The organism is Amycolatopsis minnesotensis, assembly GCF_039529815.1.
Classification (GTDB): Bacteria; Actinomycetota; Actinomycetes; order Mycobacteriales; family Pseudonocardiaceae; genus Amycolatopsis; species Amycolatopsis minnesotensis.
Genome location: NZ_BAAANN010000003.1, coordinates 81,188 through 99,314 on the forward strand (window position 1 = coordinate 81,188; position 18,127 = coordinate 99,314).

Below are 18,127 nucleotides of genomic sequence, written 5' to 3' on the forward strand. Positions count from 1 at the left end.
GCCGGCGGCCCCGTCCCATGATCCGGGCAGCAGCCCAGTCCGCTCCTGCGCTGAAGGTCACCTTCAAGGACTGCGCCGCGGGCCTCGTCTTGGCCTCTAAGGGAGCATCCTTCGGGGCATGGCAGGCCGGATTTCTCAAAAGCGCTTCCAGGGGCTCACCGTGTCGGTGGGCCTGGTCGGGTCGTGGAAGCGCGGGCGCTCCAGTTCGCCGGCGCGCAGCGGCACCAGTCCGTCGGTGACGGCCTGCATGATCTTCGCGTGCGCCCGCACCCCGGCGCCGGGGCGCTCCGGTTCGACACCGGAGAGGTCCACCGGGGTGCCGAAGTGGACCCGGAACGTCGGCCTGCGCAGCGGCGCGCTGAGCCCGGAGCGGGCCAGCGGGACGATGTCGGCGGGTCCGGTGACCTTCTCCGTGCCCCAGTAGACGGCTTCGTGCGCGCCCCACTGGCTGATCGGGACCACCGGGACGCCCGCGGCGAGCGCGAGCCGGGCGGCGCCGGTCTTCCCGCGCTCCGGCCACAGGCCGGGGTCGTGGCTGATGCGGCCCTCGGGGTAGACGACGATCGGGTCCCTGGTGGTCCGCATCGCCTCGACCGCCTCGGCGAACTGCGCGACCGCGTCGGCCTTGCCCCGGTCGATCCGCAGGTGCCCGCTCTGCCGGAGCGCGGGGCCGAGCACCGGCATGTCGAGGATGCCGCCCGCGAGCATGAACCTCGGGTCGATGCCGATCCGCTTGCACGCCGCCATCAGCACGAACGCGTCGAAGACGCCGATGTGGTTGGCGGCCAGCAGAAGCGGGCGCCGTCGCAGTTCAGGCGGTATGCCACCGGTCACGCGGAGCTTGCCGACGAAGTTGACCAGCCCCCTGTCGACGGTCAGCATCGTCCGCCAGATCGCCGGGGCGCGGCTGTCCGGGTTCCGGTCCTGGTGCAGCGCGAACATGGCACGAGCATGCCACGACCCCGCCGCGCGGCTGCTTCGCCGTCCGTGATGGGCATGAGACCGGAGTGGCAGCAGTGACGAGAGGGAAAAGGCGGTTACCGTAGAGGACATGGCTAGCGGGTCGACTGCAACCAGACGAAGCACGGCGAGGAGCACCGGCGGCGCCAAGGGCAAGGGGGCGCCGCGCAAGGGTGGTGCCCGCTCGTCGGCACGTCCGGCCGCCCGCAAACCCGCTGCTCGCAAGCCCGCCGCCAAGCGCGCGCCGGCCAAGCGGTCCTCCGGTGGCTTCAGCCGCGCGGTCCGCGGCGGCTGGACGCTGCTCGCGCGCGGCGTCGGCAGCCTGGCCCGCACGGTCGGCCGCACCCGCGATCTCGAGGCCGAGCACCGCAGGGACGGGCTCGCGCTGGGCATGATCGCGCTCGGCATCATCGCCGCCGTCGGCGTCTGGTGGCAGGCCGCGGGCCCGATCGGCGGCTGGGTGCAGGTCGGCGCGCGGACGGTGTTCGGCGCGGGCGCGGTCACCCTGCCGCTGGTGCTGCTGGTCGCGGCGATCGCGCTGATGCGCTCGGAGCCGAGGCCGGAGACGCGGCCGAGGATGGTGATCGGCTCGCTGCTGGTGATCTTCTCGGTGCTCGGCCTGCTGCACCTGTTCCTGCGCCTCCCGACCGATCTCGACGGCCAGATGTACGCCGGCGGTGTGCTCGGGTACCTCTCCGGCGGGCTGCTCGCCAAGGGCGTCACCACCTGGGTCGCCGCGCCGCTGCTGATCCTCGCGCTCGGGTTCGGCGTGCTGGTGTTCACCGGCACGCCGGTGAACCAGATCCCGCACCGGTTGCGCACCTGGGGCCTCGACGAAGACGAGATCGAGGAAGCCGAGGCGGAGCGGCAGGCCATCGCCGACGAGCGCGCCGCAGTCACCGAGGCCGACCCGAAGTCGGTGCGCCTGCGCAAGCCGTCGCGTCGGCGCCAGGCCAGTGCCGACGCCGACGCGGAGCAACTCGACATCGATGCCGCGCTCGCGGAGCCGCCGACGCCGGTCAAGCCGCCCAAGGCGCCGAAACCGATCGCCGAGAAGGTGCCGGAGAAGAAGCAGGCGAAGCCGGAGCCCCCGCTCTCGGTCACCCGCACGGTCGAAGGCGACTACAAGCTGCCGTCGGCGGAGCTGCTGACCCTCGGGGACGCGCCGAAGACCCGCAGCAAGGCCAACGACGCGATGATCGAGGCGATCAGCGGCGTACTCGAACAGTTCAACGTGGACGCCCAGGTCACCGGCTTCACCCGCGGTCCGACCGTCACGCGGTACGAGGTCGAGCTCGGACCCGGTGTGAAGGTCGAGAAGATCACCGCGCTGACGAAGAACATCGCCTACGCGGTGGCCACCGACAACGTCCGCCTGCTGGCGCCGATCCCCGGCAAGTCCGCGGTGGGCATCGAGGTGCCGAACTCCGACCGCGAGATGGTGCGGCTCGGTGACGTGCTGCGCTCGTCGACCGCGGGCAAGGACCCGCACCCGATGGTGATCGGCCTCGGCAAGGACATCGAGGGCCATTTCGTCACCGCGAACCTGACGAAGATGCCGCACCTGCTGGTCGCGGGTTCCACCGGTTCCGGTAAGTCGAGCTTCGTCAACTCGATGCTGGTTTCGCTGCTCGCGCGGGCCACACCGGACGAATGCCGGATGATCCTGATCGACCCGAAGATGGTCGAGCTGACCCCGTACGAGGGCATCCCGCACCTGATCACGCCCATCATCACCCAGCCGAAGAAGGCCGCCGCCGCGCTGGCCTGGCTGGTGGAGGAGATGGAGCAGCGCTACCAGGACATGCAGGCCAACCGGGTCCGCCACATCGACGACTACAACAAGAAGGTGCGCTCGGGCGAGATCACCGCGCCGCCGGGCAGCGAACGCGAGTACACGCCGTACCCGTACATCATGGCGATCGTCGACGAGCTCGCGGACCTGATGATGACCGCGCCGCGGGACGTGGAGGACGCGATCGTCCGGATCACGCAGAAGGCGCGTGCCGCCGGGATCCACCTGGTGCTCGCGACGCAGCGCCCGTCGGTCGACGTGGTGACCGGCCTGATCAAGACGAACGTGCCGTCGCGGCTGGCGTTCGCGACCTCCTCGCTCACCGACTCGCGGGTCATCCTCGACCAGCCGGGCGCGGAGAAGCTGATCGGCATGGGCGACGCGCTGTACCTGCCGATGGGCGCCGGGAAGCCGGTCCGCATCCAGGGCGCGTTCGTCGGCGACGACGAGATCTCCGCGATCGTCAACTTCACCAAGGAGCAGGCGCAGCCGGAGTACCAGGACGGTGTCACCGCGCAGAAGGCGGGCGAGAAGAAGGAAATCGACCCCGACATCGGCGACGACCTCGACGTGCTCCTGCAGGCCGCGGAGCTGATCGTGACCTCGCAGTTCGGGTCGACGTCGATGCTGCAGCGCAAGCTCCGCGTCGGTTTCGCGAAGGCGGGACGGCTGATGGACCTGCTGGAGAGCAGGGGCGTGGTCGGCCCGTCGGAGGGCTCGAAGGCACGCGACGTGCTGATCAAGCCGGAAGAGCTCGACGGGGTGCTGTTCATGATCCGCGGCGGCGACGCCCCATCCGCCGACGAAGGCGACGAGTAGGCAAAACCCGCCTCGCTGGTGCTTCGGGTCGTTCTGTGCGGTTACTGGTACAGAACGGCTCGAAACCATAGCCAGGGAGGTGCTCGGTAATGCTCAGAAGTTTTCGGCTGGGCAACCACCGCTCGTTCCGGGACGAGCGGGAGCTGCTCCTGATGCCGTCGATGCCGGGCGACGAACGCCCGGCCGTGCCGGTGGCGGCGATCTACGGCGCCAACGCCTCGGGCAAGTCGAGTCTGTTCAACGGCCTGTTCATGCAAACCGCGGTGAGTGAATCGCTGGCGGTCGTTAGTCCTGTCGACTTCTTTCGGCTGGGAAACGAAGAAGCGGACAAGCCCTCTTTCTACATCGCCGAGCTCGTGGTGGATGCTGTACGGCACACCTACGGATTCAGCGTCCAGCGCGGCCTCGTGCAGGAGGAATGGCTCTACTCCTATCCTGAGAAGCGCAAGCGGGTGGTGTTCGAGCGCGAAAGCGGTCAGGTCAGGTTCGGCAGCACGGTGTCCGACCTGAAGGCGAAGTTCACCACTCTCAATGAGTTGATACGGCCAGATGCCTTGATGCTCAGTGCTTGCGGCCAACTTCAGCTCGGCCCACTGATGCCGGTTTATCGGTGGTTCGACGGTACGCTTCGCATCGATTCAGTTGAGTCGGAGGCGAACGATTTGCTCAGCGAGCGCGTCGGCGCCTTCGTGCAACGAAGCCCGGAGCACGCCCGCCGCTTGCTTTTGTTGCTCGCCGCCGCTGATGTGGGTGTCACCGATATCGCAGTCGAGCGAGTGAACGAACCAATCAGAGCGCGTGCTATGTCTTATGCGACTGTCAGACCCGTGTCGACGCCTGCTCGGCTTCGATGGAAGGTCAGGTTGAAACACGGCTCCCGAGGGACACCTTTCGACCTGCGGGACGAGTCGGCAGGCACTTTCAGGACCCGGCGACGAATCCGCATGCGGCGCAAATGATCTTCACCACGCAGGACACCAGCCTGTTGGGCACAATGCTCGGTGATCACGTTCTGGACCGCGATCAGATCTGGTTTGTCGACAAAGGCTCGGACGGCGCGAGCGAACTGTACCCCTTGACCGATTTCAAGCCGCGCAAGGACCAGAACACCGAGCGACGTTATCTGGCCGGGAGCTATGGTGCGGTTCCGGTACTCGACGGCACATCGTTCTCCGATGCCATCTTGGGCGAATGACGCGCCGGGAGAACAGCGATCGGCGGCGGCGCGCATTTCGCGAGCCGAGGCTTTCCTTGCTCGTCGTCTGTGGTGCGGCCGCGACCGAGCCCGCGTACTTCGAGGGGCTCAAGCGCATTCGGCGGAACCCAGCGGTCACCGTCAAGATCAAGGCGAAGGCGGCCGATCCGGAAGCGGTCGTCAAGTACGCCGCCGGGATGCGCGACCGGGCAGAGGGCACGCACGACGAGGTGTGGTGCGTGGTCGACGAGCACGAACGGAACCCGGCCACCGGGGTCTGGGCTCTGGTGGAAAAGATCTGCTGACCCGGTGCAACCCGGGGCGGGGTCCGGGGCGTCTTCCGGACGTGGACAGCCAGCGATTCGCCGTCGGGCTCGCGGTGCTCGTCGCGCTCGGAGCGGGCACGGCCAGTTCGGCCGCTTCTGAGCACGGCCTGCGGCCCGGGAAGCCGCCGGAACCGGCAGCCGTCGTGCCGCCAGGCCGGGACTTCACGTTGACGGTCGGCCAGGAGGCGGCGATCGCCGGGCGGGACCTGGCGGTCCGGTTCACCAGGCTGGTTTCCGACTCGCGGTGCCCGCCGCGCATGCAGTGCATCTGGCAGGGGGAAGCCATCGCCCGGTTCGTGGTGCGGGGGCACGCCGGGAGCGCCACCGCCGATTTGCACACCGGGGCGCGCGGAGGGCCGCGCGACGTGGGCACCGTCGAACTCGTGTCGGTCAGCCAGGACGGCCGCCAGGCGACCGTTCGCGCCGACTAGGGAACGCGGCGCGGCACGACCCGCACTGGTGCCGAGGAAACCGGCACCGAGCAGTACCACGGACCGACCGGCCACAGTGGACAGAAGCAGCGCCGAAGCCAGTTTCGCCGGCAGCACGGTGACCATGCCGTTGTTCAGGACACAAAGGACATTCGCCGTGACGAGCAGCGCCAGTAGCTTCCTTCCCGGGGAGCTGGCGGGCTCCCCGGTGGCCATTGCCCGCACCAGGCTCTGCTGCGGGATGGAAGGCGAGCGGCGCATACGGCCCGCCCTAGCGAAGCGGGGAGCCCCAGTGGTCGACGAACGCGATCTCCTCGATCGGCGCTCGTGGCGCGGGTTTGAAGTCCGGCACCGTGGTGTAGGCCACCGGTAGCAGCCCGACCTGGGTGAAACCGTCGGGGATGCCGAGGATTCTCGCGGCTTCGGTCTCGCGCCGCAGGTGGTAGCTGGTGAGGGTGGACCCCAGCCCGCGGGAGCGCAGCGCGAGCTGGAAGCTCCACACCGCGGGGAAGATGCCGCCGTAGAACACCGAGAGGTCTTCGTTGCCGCCCTCGGGACGTCCCTGCAGGCACGGGATGACGAACACCGGCACGCGCTCGATGACGTCGATGAGGTGCTGGCCGGACGCGATGTTCCGGGCGATGGGGCCATCTTTCGCGGCGTCGCCCGCCTTCTCGGTCATCATCTCGAGGTAGGCGGTGCCGATCTCGCGGAACAGCGCCCCGATCTCGTTCTTCACACTCTGCTCGCGCACCACGAGCCAGCGCCACGACTGCGCGTTGCCCGGCGTCGGGGCCTGGGTCGCGAGCCGGAGGCAGTCCGCCAGCACCTCGTCTTCGACGGGCCGGTCGAGATCGAGCTTGCGCCGCACCGCGCGCGTCGTGCTCAGCAGGTGGTCGCTGTCCATCGGGGCCTCCACGGGTCGAACCGGTCTCCGGTGCCGACCCTATGCGGCGGCGGGGATTCCCGCCGCCGCGGGGGAAGCGGTCAGCTGCCCATCTTGCGCACGGCCTGGTAGTAGATCCACGCGATGCCGTTGCAGGCGGCGTTGCCCTTGCAGATGCCCTTGAGATCGCTGTAGAAGTTGTCGTCGATCTTCTTCTTGCTCGTGTCGTTGAAGCGGCTCTGCTTCTTGTAGTTGCGGTAGCCGAAGTCGTGGCGGTGACAGCCCGGCTTGAAGTCGAAGCCGACCGGCTTGTCCGGCGACCACGAGCACGCGTCCGATGACCAGTCGAGCTGGGTGGGGTACGGCTTGCTGTCGCGGATGTTCTCGAAGCTCGACAGCGACGTGCTGAACAAGTACTTGTCGGTGATGGTTTGGATGCTGTCGGCCTGCGCGGTACCGGTCGAGATGACCCCGGCGCTGGCCAGGCCGACCGCGACAGTCGCGATCCGGCGGTGCAGAGTGGACAGTGTCATCGCGACTCCTCGCTGAGCTGGCGAACCAAGACCGGCACAGTCTTGGGCCTGCCGGCGCGGAGGAAAACCTCTACCGGCCGAATCTGGGATTCTTTCTGGATTTTCGGCTGGCGGCGCCTCAGTCCGGGATGCCGGCGGCGAGCGCCGCGGCGAGCCGAACCGGCTGCCCGGCCAGTCCGAGCAGGTTCAGCACGGGAGTGTCCGCGGCGCCGCCGAGCAGGTAGCCGCCGAGCCGTTCGGCCGCGAGCCGCAGCGCCACCGACTGCACGGCGGAGCCCGCTTCGATCAGCCCGAACCGCCCGCCGCGCACCCCGTACTTCGCGACCATCGGCTCGTCGGCGAGGACGAACGCCAGCACGAGTTGCGGACCGGGCCCGTCGGTGCCGGTGGCACCCATCAACGGGGCCAGTTCGGCCCATGACGGGCAGGGTGCGACGTCCTGCACCGCATGCCTGCTCGGTTCGTACCGGCACACGCGGCCGCTCAGTTCGTGCCGCACGTTCAGCAGCAGCGGGTAGCAGCGCAGGGGGTACAGCCCGCCCGCGGACGGGTAGCTGCGGGTCTCGTCGTCCGCGAGCGCGGCGAGCACCATCCCGAGCTGCTTGGCGGGCAACGGTTCGTCCCGGAACTCCCTGCTGCTGCGACGACGGCGGAACGTGCGGTCGAGACCGTCGGCGGACCGGCGCAACGCGTGGTAGCGGCCGGGCAGCGCGAACGGGTCCACCGGCGAGAACTCGGGCCGGTGGTCGCGGAGCCGCTCGGCGAGCCTCCGCTGGGTCACCGGCGTGACCCGGCTCGCGGCCCAGAAGTCGTCGTACGGATCGGGCAGGGGGTCGGTCATCAAGTGCCTCTCAGCCGAGTGGGTGCGGGTTCGGGTTCGGGAAGACGCCCGGCGTCGCGTCCGGGTAGCGGCGCGCGAGATCCGCCGTGGTGCCGCCGAGGAACGGCCAGCGGTGATCGGAGTGCAGCGGGGTCAGGTCGGGGGAGAGCACGCGCACGGCGTTGAGCCCCACCGCCGCGAGCTCGGGCGTGGTCAGTTCGCGGTAGGCGAGCCGGATTCGGTGCCCGCGCAGCGCGCGCACCAGCTCGGCCAGTTCCGCCGCGGTGCCGTGCGCGGACGAGGACTCCGGCGCCGCGCCTGCCGGTCCCCGCCACCACGGCAGCCTGTCCCAGTCACGTGGGCGGGACGTGTAGTAGGCGGCGTGCGCGTCGAAATCGGTGACCTGGCGGGGTTTCAGCACCGTCTTCTCGTTCGCCGCGAGCCACACTTCGAGGAACACCGTGCCCTGCGTCCATTCGAGCCAGGCCTTTTCGAGTGCTTCACCGGTGTCGGCGCGGCAGGCGAGGCCGAGGGTCGCGCGCGGTCTCCCGCCGAGGGGGAGGGTGCCGGCGACCGCGATCACCGGGTGCGGGCTGTACACCGGGGTGAGGTCGAACGCGCGCACATCCCCGCCGAGCGCTTCCACCGGCTCCCGCAGCCCGGCCGGGATGGGAATCTCCGGCGGGGCAAGGGAATGCAGCCAGCTCACGGTCAGGGCGTCGCGTTCGACCAGCTCCTGCGTCGCGCGCAGCAGTGCGTGCACTGTGGACGGTCCCGCGGCGAGCCCGGACGAGGTGGCCGGGAGGCCGTGCTCCGGCCGCAGCCCGACGAGCCCGGCAGGCACCCAGATCTCGGCGTTGCCCGGCAGGGTCCACGCCCGCGCGTACCCGGCATCCTCGTAGCGGTACGGGAACCTCCGGTGCGCGCGCTGCGCGGGGGAGTGGAGCGTGAAGTCCGCCAGCGGCCAGTGCACCGCGTTCTCCGGCACCGGCACCGACTCCAGCGGGCAGGTCGCCGCCGCGTGCCGTTCCAGCGCCTCCGCGATCGCCGCTTCCCTGGCGTGCGCGCCCGCGCCGCCGCTGGTGCCGCCGGCGCGGAACGGCTCCGTGACCGCGGCCCAGCCGGGCACGTCGAGATCGGCCAGGCTCCGCGGCACCGGCCGCAGCTCCGCGAGGACGCCCTGGCGCCAGCCGACGGCGCGGTCGAGAAGTCCTTTGGTCATGCGAACTTCCGCCGGTACACGACAGCCAGCAGCGGTGCGGCCAGTACGAGCCCGAAGTAGAGCCCGATGAACAGCCACCCCGCCGCCAGTCCGAAGAGGACGACGAAGAACTCGGCGAGCGCCGCGCCGACCCACAGCGCGGTGCGGCCCGCGACGCGTTCCGGCCGGGGCGACCGGCCCGCGGCGGCGAGCACCGTCGCGACGACGATCGTGCCCAGTGCGATCGCCAGCAGCGGGACCGGCGGCATTTCGATCCGGTCGAGGTGTCCCAGCACGAGCAGCGCGGCGGCGACTCCGGTGGCGGGCACCAGGCCGAGCCCGATGGCGGCGAGCACGGGCCCGAAGGTCATCCGCTTGCCCTGTTCCCGGCGCTCGGCGACGTACCCGGTGGGCAGTGCCACGGTCGCGGTCACCGTGGACACCGCGCAGCTGCAGCAACAGCAGCAGCACGTCGGTGTCGCGGCCACCGCGCTCGTGGCGCCGGGCGTGAACGCGTCGGGAAGCTTGAGTGGAGTGCTCACGCGGCCTCCCACGGAAGCGCGATTTTGCCGGCCTCGAAGCCAGGGCACACCGCGCAGGTCGCCGACGGCAGCACGTGCTCGCCGGTGGTGGTCAGCTCGTCGAGGTGGTGGCTGACGACCCGGTCGGTCAGTGCGAGCGAGCCGCCCCAGAGCCTGCGCAGCGCGTGCTCGGCGAGCGCGACGGCGAGGTTCGAGCAGTCCGCCGCCGACGGCCGCTCGGGTGGCGGCGGGTCGCCCCAGCGACGCCCGGCGCGGATCGCCAGGCAGGCCAGGCACGCGGTGGCGCCGGGCACCACCAGCGGGCCGAGCGAGATCGTGTGGTGGTAAGCGAGATCGAGCAGCAGATGGGGCCGGGTCAGCTCCGCCGCGAGCGACGCGAGGTCGCGCAGCGTGCCGCCGGTCCGCACCACGAGGTCCAGCTCGGGCGAGGCGACCGGCGGGAACGCCTCGTACAGCGCGACCGTGAGCGCGGTCGGCAGCGGGCCGGTCGCGCGCACGCCGACGCGCAGCCTGCGAGGTGCTTCGGGGGACGGCAGCGCCGCGGGACGCAGCGCGCCGAGCGAGCGCAGCCTCGGCAGCAGCGGCCGCACGTCGTCCGCGACCTCGTCGGGGTCGATGGCGTCCTGTTCGAACAGCCGCGTGACGCCGTCGATCTGGCGGCGGGTGAGATCGGGGATCAGGTAGGTCTGGTCCGCGCCCGCGTACACGACGACGCCTTCGGCACGGGGCTGGGCGCGCCAGGCCGGATCGGTGACGAACGTCGTCATCTTCCGTCCTTTTCGGACTCTTCGGTGTCCTCTTCGTCGCGGCCGGCCAGGAACCGTTCCAGCACCTGCTCTTCCGGCACGGTGACGCCTTCGGGCCCCTCCGGCGACAGCACCGGGACGGGATCGCTCGCCCACGGCGGTTCGGCGCCGTCCGCGGGAAGGAGCGCATGGCGTTCCGCGAAGGACTCGGCCGCTTCCCTGATCGCCTCGCGCAGCGCGCCGAGCACCACCGTCTCCGCGGTCTCGGTCAGCTCCAGCAGGAGCGCCCTGACCTGGTTGAGCTGGTCTTCGGCGGCCGCGTCGGCGGCGAGCTGGGGCCACAGCCGCCGCTCGAACACGCCGACGAAGTCGGCCGCGATCCCGTCGGTCACCGCGCGCAGCCGTTCGAGCTGGTCGAGCACCTCGTCGGGCGGCACGGTCAGGTTGACCACCCTGATCCCGCTTTCCAACGCCCAGCGCCGGGTGTGCGGGCGCCCGCGCCGCCAGCGCAGCATGCCGAGCTCGCCCGCGCGCCGGAGCAGCCGCGGCCGGAGGTCGCGGGCGGGAATGAGCCTGCGGAGGTCGCGCAGCCGCAGCGGAACCCAGTCGTCGGGCCCGGCCGAGCCGGTGAGGCCCAGCACGGTGGCCACGTTCGCGCCGCGTTCGCGGGCCTCGATCAGTTCCGCGATCGCGGGCAGCGAGAAGCCGCGCGTCTGCAGGCGCTGCACGAGCCGCAGCCGGTCCAGGTGCGATCCGTCGTACCTCGCGGTGCGCCCCTGCCGTCGCGGCGGGTGCAGCAGGCCCTTGGTCTGGTACATGCGGATCGTGCTGGTGGGGAGGTCGACGGCCACCGCGAGCTGCTCGACGGTGAGCTGGGCGGCGGGCGTGGCTGGCGAGGTGGGCACGGCACCAGCATGCGCGGCCACAAATCGTCTAGTCAAGACTCTTCGAGTAATTACTAGAAGAGTCACGACACGATGTGCTGGATCCGCATTCACCCCGGTGGCGGTGGCGGTACGGTCCTCGTCGTGCATCCGGGATCACCGCAGCAGCCCTACCAGGGCGGGCCTCACCAGCAGGGTGGCCACCCCCAGCAGGGCTACTCCCAGCAATACCGCCAGCAGAACTTCCCGCAGCCGCCGTACGGCTACCCCCAGCAGGGGTACGGCCAGGGGTACCCGCCGCCGAAGAAGCCCAAGACGGGGCTCATCGTCGGCATCGCCGCCGGCGTGGTCGTGGTGGTGCTCGCGGTCGTCGCGATCGTGGTGTTCACCGGCGACGACGACGGGCCGTCGCAGGCGCAGCCCTCGGCGCCGCCGCCCGCCCCGCCCAAGCCGACCGCGGCACCGGACAAGTACACGAAGCTGCCGACGTGCCAGGAGCTGGCGAGCAAGCTGCCGGACCTGCCCACCCTCGACGCGAAGACGGCAAGGAGCGCGCCGAAGGAGGGCAGCACCTATCCGGAGTACCTGATGTCCTGCAGCTTCCGGCAGGAGGTGCCGGGCGCGTCCAGGGACAAGGTGATCGGCGTGGACGCGACCATGTACACCACCGACCCGCGCGGCAACCCCGCGGGCACCGAGGAAGCGACCGGGTACTTCGAGGCGGGCATCCGCAACGGCAACGAGGAGGCGAAGGGCCTCGGGATCGGGGATCGCGCCGCGTGGCAGCGGCCGGTGCTCGACATCCCCAACCAGAAGCCGGACTGCAAGCTCCGCGTCCTCGACGGCAACGTGGAGCTGGAGGTGCGGGAGAACGGCATCGACGACCCGGAGATGAACGGCAGGGACTGGACCGACCCGGTCTGCCGCTCCGCGACGCAGGCGAGGGCCAAGAAGTTCAGGGACGCGATACTCGGCGAGAAGTGATCAGGGGCGCTGGTCCAGCTCCAGCAGCATGCGGGTGTTGCCGAGGGTGTTCGGCTTGACGAACGGCAGGTCGAGGAACTCGGCGACACCCGTGTCGACCGAGCGCCGCATCTCGTCGTAGACCTCCTGCGTCACCGGCGTGCCGTCGATCTCGGCGAACCCGTGGCGCTCGAAGAAGCTCGTCTCGAAGGTCAGCACGAACACGCGGCGCAGGCCCAGTTCGACGGCGAGGTCGAGCAGCTGCCCGACGAGGGCGTGGCCGATGCCCTGCCCGCGCGCCCGCTTGGCCACCGCGATCGTCCTGACCTCGGCGATGTCTTCCCACAGCACGTGCAGCGCGCCGCAGCCGAGGACCTCGCCGTCCTGTTCGGCGACCCAGAACTCCTGCACGTTCTCGTACAGGGTGACCAGTTCCTTCTCCAGCAGCACGCGGCCGGCGTCGGAGTCGACGAGCGCCTTGATCTTGCGCACGTCGGCGATCCTGGCTCGGCGGACGACGAGCGCGCCGTCATGATCGGTGGGCACTCCCCGACGTTAGCCTGGGTACCACCGTGGGGGCACGGGGCGGGGCGCGGGCGTACCGGACAGCTACCCTGAACGGCGTGCCTTCTCCCGCCACTGATCCCGCACTCGACTCCGCGCCCGGCCGCCGGGTCTCCTTGCTGACACTGGGCTGCGCCCGCAACGAGGTCGACTCGGAGGAACTGGCGGGCAGGCTGGCCGCGGGCGGCTGGGAGCTGGCCGAGGAGCCGGAGTCCTCCGACGTGATCGTCGTCAACACGTGCGGATTCGTCGAATCGGCGAAGAAGGATTCGGTGGACACGCTGCTGGCCGCGGCCGACACCGGCGCGAAGGTCGTCGCGGTGGGCTGCATGGCCGAGCGCTACGGTGCCGAGCTGGCCGACAGCCTCCCCGAGGCGGACGCCGTGCTGGGCTTCGACCACTACCCCGACCTGGCCGAGCGGCTCGGCGACATCGTGTCGGGGCACCAGGTCGCCTCGCACGTGCCCGCGGACCGGCGCGAGCTGCTGCCGATCAGTCCCGTCCAGCGCCCCGCCGCGGCCGAGGACGTCACCGTGCCCGGCCACGCCCAGCAGGGCTGGGGCCCGCGGGTGCTGCGCACCAGGCTCGACGACGCGCCCGTGGCGGCGTTGAAGATCGCCTCCGGCTGCGACCGGCGCTGTTCGTTCTGCGCGATCCCGTCGTTCCGCGGTTCGTTCGTGTCGCGGAAGCCTGCCGAGATCGTCGCCGAGGCGCGCTGGCTGGCCGAGCAGGGCGTCAAGGAGCTGTTCCTGGTCAGCGAGAACTCGACGTCCTACGGCAAGGACTTCGGGCGCGAGCACGGTGGCACGCGAGCGCTCGAGCTGCTGGTGCCGATGCTCGCCGGGGTCGAGGGGATCGAGCGCGTCCGCGTCTCCTACCTGCAGCCGGCCGAGACCAGGCCGGGGCTGGTGAAGGTCATCGCGACCACGCCGGGCGCGGCCGCCTACTTCGACCTGTCGTTCCAGCACTCCAGCGAGCGCGTGCTGCGCCGGATGCGCCGGTTCGGGTCCACCGAGTCGTTCCTCGCGCTGATCGAGCAGATCCGGGGGTACACCCCGGATGCGGGGATCCGGACCAACGTCATCGTGGGCTTCCCCGGTGAGACGGAGTCCGACGTCGACGAGCTGGCGCGCTTCCTCACCGAGGCGAGGCTCGACGCCGTCGGCGTGTTCGGCTACTCCGACGAAGACGGCACCGAGGCCGAAACGTTCGACGACAAGGTGGCCGAGGACGTCGTGGCCGCCCGCGTCGCGCGGATTTCGGCACTGGTGGAGGAGCTGACCTCGCAGCGCGCCGAGGAGCGGATCGGCGAGTTCGTCGACGTGCTCGTCGAGCGGACCGCGGAGGAGACCGGCGACGACCCGGCGGGCCGTGCCGCGCACCAGGCGCCCGAGGTCGACGGCGAATGCGTGCTGCTCGACGCGGGCGAGGTCGTGCGCGGCCAGCTGGTGCGGTGCGAAGTGGTGGACTCGGCAGGGGTGGACCTCATCGTGCGCCCGGTCGCGCCGGGTGAGGACGCCGGACGGTGAGTGCCGCCGCACCGGGACCGGCGGAGGCGGGGGAGGGCTCCGGCCGTGAGGCGCACACCCCGCCGCCGACCCCGGTGCCGACGCTCAACCTGGCGAACTTCCTGACGATGTCCCGGCTGGCCTTGGTGCCGCTGTTCATCGGCGCGCTGTTCGCGGGCGACGGCACCGACACGTCCTGGCGCGCGATCGCGACCGCGCTGTTCGCGCTGGCCTCGCTGACCGACCAGGTCGACGGCTGGGTCGCGCGCAAGTACGGCCTGATCACCGACTTCGGCAAGATCGCCGACCCGATCGCGGACAAGGCGCTGATCGGGGCCGCGCTGATCGGGCTGTCGGTGCTCGGCGAGCTGGGCTGGTGGGTGACCGTGGTGATCGCGGTGCGCGAGATCGGCGTGACGCTGCTGCGGTTCTGGGTGATCCGCCACGGCGTCATCCCGGCGAGCAGGGGCGGCAAGGCGAAGACGATGACCCAGATCGCCGCGATCGTCGCCTACCTGCTGCCGCTGCCGCCGTCGCTGGACGTGGTGCGCTGGGTGCTGATGGGCGCCGCGCTCCTGCTCACCGTCGTCACCGGCGTGGACTACGTGGTGCGCGCGGTCCGGCTGCGGGCGGCGGGGGAGCGGGCGGTCTCCGGTGGCTGAACGCCACGACGCGCCGTTCGGCGAGCTGAGACCCCTGGCCAAGGGGGTGATCGCCACGCTGGTCGCGCGGCGGCAGACGGTCGCGACGGCCGAGTCGCTCACCGCGGGCCTGGTGTGCGCCGCGCTGACCGACGTGCCGGGCGCCAGCGCGGTCGTTCGCGGCGGGCTGGTGGTGTACGCGACCGAGCTGAAGACCGTGCTCGCCGATGTCGATCCCGACCTGCTGGCGCAGCACGGCGCGGTGCACCCCGAGGTGGCCGCGCAGCTCGCCGAGGGCGGGCGCGGACGGTGCGGCGCGGACTGGGGACTCGGGCTCACCGGGGTCGCCGGTCCGGCCCAGCAGGACGGCGTCGGGCCGGGAACGGTGCACGTCGGGCTCGCCGGCCCCGAGGTCAGGACGGTCCGCACGCACTGGTTCGAGGGGGACAGGGCGCAGGTCAGGATGGCTTCGGTGCGGGCGGCCCTGGAGCTGCTCCAGGAACATCTGAGGTGATCGGCGCGTTCGCCCTTGGCGTACGACCGTGTCAACTTCTGCGTTCGGCGGGCCGGACTGGGTAACGTGGTAGGTACTAGTTCTGGGAAGGGAGGCGCGTGATGACCGTGCTGTTGCGTGAGGCGATCGGTGATCGGCTCCGTCATGCCCGCACCAACCAGCGTCGCACGCTGCGCGACATCTCCCGCGCCGCCAGGGTGAGCCTGGGTTACCTGTCCGAGGTGGAGCGGGGTCAGAAGGAGGCGTCCAGCGAGCTGCTGGCGTCGATCTGCGACGCTCTGGAGCTCCCGCTCGGCGAGCTGCTGCACAAGGTGGCGGCGGACGTGTCCGCGCTCAGCGAGGTCGAGGTGGCGCCGCTGCCGGAGACCGCGGAGCGCGGCGAGGCCGCGGCGCGCGAACGCGAGGGCGCCGAGGCGTCGGCCGGCGAGTTCGAGGGCGGCAGCCTGGTACCGGAGGTCATCGGGAACGACCTTTCCGACCTGCGGGTTTCCACCAACATGATGGGTACGGCGCTGCGCACCACGATCTCCGGGCCGAAGATGGCGGCGACGATCGCCGCGTAGTGGCTCGTGTGAGCTGACTGTGAGGACCCTGAGCCGCCGGCTCAGGGTCCTTCACGTTGGGGGACGAATCGGATCCGGGTGATCCCTGAAATACGTGGGGTCGCCTGGAACGGCGGACGTCAACCTGACACGATGGAACTCAACGCCGGGGTAGGGACGTTGCCAAGTTGACTGGACCGGACGCCACCGAAGGTCGGTGCCGCGTCGGCCGAGTGGACGAGTGACGCCTCACACACGGGTCGACAAACCAAGTGGGACGCAAGAAGGCAGGCGGAGGAGATGGCCAACCCGTTCGTGAAGTTCTGGAAGTACCTCATGGCGGCGTTCTCGGCGAAGATCGATGAGAACGCCGACCCCAAGGTGCAGATCCAGCAGGCCATCGAGGAGGCGCAGCGCAACCACCAGGCGCTCTCCCAGCAGGCCGCATCGGTTATCGGCAACCAGCGGCAGCTGGAAATGAAGCTGAACCGGCAGCTGGGCGAGGTGGAGAAGCTGCAGGCTTCGACCCGCCAGGCGCTCGTCCTCGCCGACGAGGCGCGGAACAAGGGCGACGAGCAGAAGGCGACCGAGTTCGAGACCGCGGCTGAGAGCTTCGCCGCGCAGCTCGTCACCGCCGAGCAGAGCATCGAGGACCTGAAGACCCTGCACGACCAGTCGCTGCAGGCCGCCGAGCAGGCGAAGAAGGCCGTCGAGCGTAACTCGGCGATGCTGCAGCAGAAGCTGGCCGAGCGCACCAAGCTGCTTTCGCAGCTGGAGCAGGCCAAGATGCAGGAGAAGGTCTCGGCTTCGCTGAACTCGATGACCGAGCTGGCCGCGCCGGGCAACACCCCGTCGCTCGACGAGGTCCGCGAGAAGATCGAGAAGCGCTACACCACGGCGCTCGGCTCCGCGGAGCTGGCGCAGAACTCGGTGCAGGGCCGGATGCTCGAGGTCCAGCAGTCGACGACGCAGATGGCGGGCCACTCCCGGCTGGAGCAGATCCGCGCCTCGATGCGCGGGGATTCGGTCGCGCAGGTCACCGACGGTTCGGCCGGCAAGGCAGCCGAGTCGGCGGCGAAGCCGAGCGCGAACGTCCAGCAGGAGATCCAGGCTCGGGTCCAGGCCGAACAGCAGAAGAACCAGGCCTGAGCCGATGGGGTCGGGTAAGCGGGATTTCAGCGAGTTCAACGCGAAGCTCGAGAAGCACATCGAACGCTTGCCCGACTACGCCCAGCGCGCGCAGGAAAAGCTCCAGCGGTACTTCCCGCCCGCCGAAGGGCAGGAAGACGGCCGGGGCGGCCCGCGCGGGCCAGGGACGGCACAGCCGCGCCAGCCCCGGCAGGCGCGGCCCCGTCCGGCGATGCCCCCGATGCCGTCCATGCCGTCGATGTCCTCGATGCGGGTGAACCTGCCACCGGCGGTGGAAGAGGCGCGCTCGAAGTGGGCGAAGTGGAAGGACCCGGCGGCGAAGCTGGCCAGGCAGAAGCGGCGGGCGTCGCGGGCGCTGACGCTGTGGATCGTGCTGATGCTCCTGGCGGTGCTGTGGGCGTTCGGCGCCGCCGCCGGACTGGTGAGCAGTGCGGGCGGGCTGCAGGCCGCGTTCGGGGGGATCGCGGTGGCGGTCGTGTCCGGCGCGCTGATCGTGCGCTCCGGGATTCGCATCGCGCAGCTGCGCAAGGTCCGGATCCCGGAGATCACGCAGAAGGGCCCGCCGCCGTTGCCGCCGCAGTCCTCGGCCGCCCGGGTGCCGATGGAGCGGCTGGCCGAGGGCGAGGCGTCGCTGGCGGAGCTGCTCCGCCAGCTGGAGACCCCGGCCGAGGCGGAGACCACCTCGGTCCCGCTCGTGTCGGTCGAGGACGCCCGTGCGACCGCGAAGGAAGCCGCGAAGGCCCTGCGCGGGCTGGGTGACCGGCTGCAGGCCGTGGAGCGGGCGCGCGACGCCTCACCGGCGGGGGAGCACGGTGCGCTGGACTCGGCGGTCGGCACCCTCACCGAGCAGCTCAACGACGGCCTCGACGGGTACGGCGGCCTGGTGGCGGCCGCGGGCAAGGCCGTCGCCGCGAGCGCGGGCGGAATGCAGGCGTCGAAGGAAGCACTCACCGACGCCACGGACCACCTCGCCGGCCTGGCGATCGCGTTGCGTGAATTGTCTTAGCGGGCGAATTGTCCCCGCGGGCGAATTGCCCTTCGCCTGCGGACGAGCCGGCGACTTTCCCGTGTTCGGCGAGCTTGCGGCAATCGTGATCACCACGTCGTG

Annotated in this window: 21 protein-coding genes; 12 read left to right on the plus strand and 9 right to left on the minus strand. The window is 70.7% G+C overall.

Features of this window, described 5'->3' with window-relative positions; all coding sequences use genetic code 11:
• Positions 1-135: 135 nt before the first annotated feature.
• On the minus strand, positions 136-942 hold the full coding sequence (locus ABD256_RS04355) for a lysophospholipid acyltransferase family protein (protein ID WP_344413659.1): 807 nt from the start codon (positions 940-942) through the stop codon (positions 136-138).
• A gap of 109 nt (positions 943-1,051) precedes the next feature.
• Here ABD256_RS04355 and ABD256_RS04360 point away from each other — a divergent pair, with 109 nt between their 5' ends.
• From ABD256_RS04360 to ABD256_RS04380, 5 genes are all read left to right on the plus strand, one after another.
• Positions 1,052-3,574 (plus strand): FtsK/SpoIIIE family DNA translocase, encoded by a 2,523-nt coding sequence (locus ABD256_RS04360; protein WP_344413661.1) that lies wholly within the window; start codon positions 1,052-1,054, stop codon positions 3,572-3,574.
• A gap of 89 nt (positions 3,575-3,663) precedes the next feature.
• Positions 3,664-4,533, plus strand: a complete 870-nt coding sequence (locus ABD256_RS04365; RefSeq protein ID WP_344413663.1) for an AAA family ATPase — start codon at positions 3,664-3,666, stop codon at positions 4,531-4,533.
• A complete protein-coding gene (locus ABD256_RS04370) occupies positions 4,530-4,769 on the plus strand; it encodes an AAA family ATPase (protein WP_344413665.1) in 240 nt (79 codons plus the stop codon). The genes ABD256_RS04365 and ABD256_RS04370 overlap by 4 nt, the downstream gene beginning before the upstream one ends.
• The gene (locus ABD256_RS04375; RefSeq protein WP_344413667.1) at positions 4,766-5,074 is read left to right on the plus strand and encodes an RloB family protein; all 309 of its coding nucleotides are present in this window, start codon (positions 4,766-4,768) and stop codon (positions 5,072-5,074) included. Before ABD256_RS04370 ends, ABD256_RS04375 begins: the two co-directional genes overlap by 4 nt.
• A 41-nt stretch (positions 5,075-5,115) precedes the next feature.
• The gene (locus ABD256_RS04380; RefSeq protein ID WP_344413669.1) at positions 5,116-5,526 is read left to right on the plus strand and encodes a hypothetical protein; all 411 of its coding nucleotides are present in this window, start codon (positions 5,116-5,118) and stop codon (positions 5,524-5,526) included.
• 271 nt (positions 5,527-5,797) lie between these two features.
• Here ABD256_RS04380 and ABD256_RS04385 read toward each other — a convergent pair whose 3' ends face one another.
• From ABD256_RS04385 to ABD256_RS04415, 7 genes are all read right to left on the minus strand, one after another.
• The gene (locus ABD256_RS04385; RefSeq protein ID WP_344413671.1) at positions 5,798-6,433 is read right to left on the minus strand and encodes a nitroreductase family protein; all 636 of its coding nucleotides are present in this window, start codon (positions 6,431-6,433) and stop codon (positions 5,798-5,800) included.
• 80 nt (positions 6,434-6,513) lie between these two features.
• Positions 6,514-6,945, minus strand: coding sequence for a phospholipase (locus tag ABD256_RS04390; protein ID WP_344413673.1), 432 nt, complete (start codon positions 6,943-6,945; stop codon positions 6,514-6,516).
• A gap of 118 nt (positions 6,946-7,063) precedes the next feature.
• On the minus strand, positions 7,064-7,786 hold the full coding sequence (locus ABD256_RS04395; RefSeq protein WP_344413676.1) for a nitroreductase family protein: 723 nt from the start codon (positions 7,784-7,786) through the stop codon (positions 7,064-7,066).
• Positions 7,787-7,796: 10 nt separating this feature from the next.
• Positions 7,797-8,987 carry a YcaO-like family protein gene (locus ABD256_RS04400; RefSeq protein WP_344413678.1) on the minus strand — a complete coding sequence of 397 codons (1,191 nt, stop codon included), beginning with the start codon at positions 8,985-8,987 and terminating at the stop codon, positions 7,797-7,799.
• Positions 8,984-9,508 (minus strand): hypothetical protein, encoded by a 525-nt coding sequence (locus ABD256_RS04405; RefSeq protein ID WP_344413680.1) that lies wholly within the window; start codon positions 9,506-9,508, stop codon positions 8,984-8,986. Before ABD256_RS04405 ends, ABD256_RS04400 begins: the two co-directional genes overlap by 4 nt.
• Positions 9,505-10,275 carry a hypothetical protein gene (locus ABD256_RS04410; RefSeq protein WP_344413682.1) on the minus strand — a complete coding sequence of 257 codons (771 nt, stop codon included), beginning with the start codon at positions 10,273-10,275 and terminating at the stop codon, positions 9,505-9,507. Before ABD256_RS04410 ends, ABD256_RS04405 begins: the two co-directional genes overlap by 4 nt.
• Positions 10,272-11,159, minus strand: a complete 888-nt coding sequence (locus tag ABD256_RS04415; protein WP_344413684.1) for a MerR family transcriptional regulator — start codon at positions 11,157-11,159, stop codon at positions 10,272-10,274. Before ABD256_RS04415 ends, ABD256_RS04410 begins: the two co-directional genes overlap by 4 nt.
• 123 nt (positions 11,160-11,282) lie before the next feature.
• Here ABD256_RS04415 and ABD256_RS04420 point away from each other — a divergent pair, with 123 nt between their 5' ends.
• Positions 11,283-12,122 carry a hypothetical protein gene (locus ABD256_RS04420; RefSeq protein ID WP_344413686.1) on the plus strand — a complete coding sequence of 280 codons (840 nt, stop codon included), beginning with the start codon at positions 11,283-11,285 and terminating at the stop codon, positions 12,120-12,122.
• Here ABD256_RS04420 and ABD256_RS04425 read toward each other — a convergent pair whose 3' ends face one another.
• Positions 12,123-12,647 carry an amino-acid N-acetyltransferase gene (locus tag ABD256_RS04425; protein WP_344413688.1) on the minus strand — a complete coding sequence of 175 codons (525 nt, stop codon included), beginning with the start codon at positions 12,645-12,647 and terminating at the stop codon, positions 12,123-12,125.
• 77 nt (positions 12,648-12,724) lie between these two features.
• Between ABD256_RS04425 and rimO the strand changes: the two genes are divergently transcribed.
• The 6 genes from rimO to pspM all read left to right on the plus strand — a co-directional run bounded on the left by rimO (position 12,725) and on the right by pspM (position 18,025).
• Positions 12,725-14,194, plus strand: a complete 1,470-nt coding sequence (gene rimO / locus ABD256_RS04430) for a 30S ribosomal protein S12 methylthiotransferase RimO (RefSeq protein WP_344413690.1) — start codon at positions 12,725-12,727, stop codon at positions 14,192-14,194.
• Positions 14,191-14,835 (plus strand): CDP-diacylglycerol--glycerol-3-phosphate 3-phosphatidyltransferase, encoded by a 645-nt coding sequence (pgsA, locus tag ABD256_RS04435; protein ID WP_344413692.1) that lies wholly within the window; start codon positions 14,191-14,193, stop codon positions 14,833-14,835. Before rimO ends, pgsA begins: the two co-directional genes overlap by 4 nt.
• 34 nt (positions 14,836-14,869) lie before the next feature.
• Positions 14,870-15,328, plus strand: coding sequence for a CinA family protein (locus ABD256_RS04440; RefSeq protein ID WP_425546383.1), 459 nt, complete (start codon positions 14,870-14,872; stop codon positions 15,326-15,328).
• A gap of 101 nt (positions 15,329-15,429) precedes the next feature.
• Complete coding sequence (locus ABD256_RS04445; RefSeq protein WP_344413694.1) at positions 15,430-15,891, plus strand: helix-turn-helix domain-containing protein; 462 nt, start codon at positions 15,430-15,432, stop codon at positions 15,889-15,891.
• Between the two features lie 279 nt (positions 15,892-16,170).
• Positions 16,171-17,019 carry a PspA/IM30 family protein gene (locus tag ABD256_RS04450; protein ID WP_344413696.1) on the plus strand — a complete coding sequence of 283 codons (849 nt, stop codon included), beginning with the start codon at positions 16,171-16,173 and terminating at the stop codon, positions 17,017-17,019.
• Positions 17,020-17,023: 4 nt separating this feature from the next.
• Positions 17,024-18,025 (plus strand): phage shock envelope stress response protein PspM, encoded by a 1,002-nt coding sequence (pspM, locus tag ABD256_RS04455; protein WP_344413698.1) that lies wholly within the window; start codon positions 17,024-17,026, stop codon positions 18,023-18,025.
• Positions 18,026-18,127 lie beyond the last annotated feature (102 nt).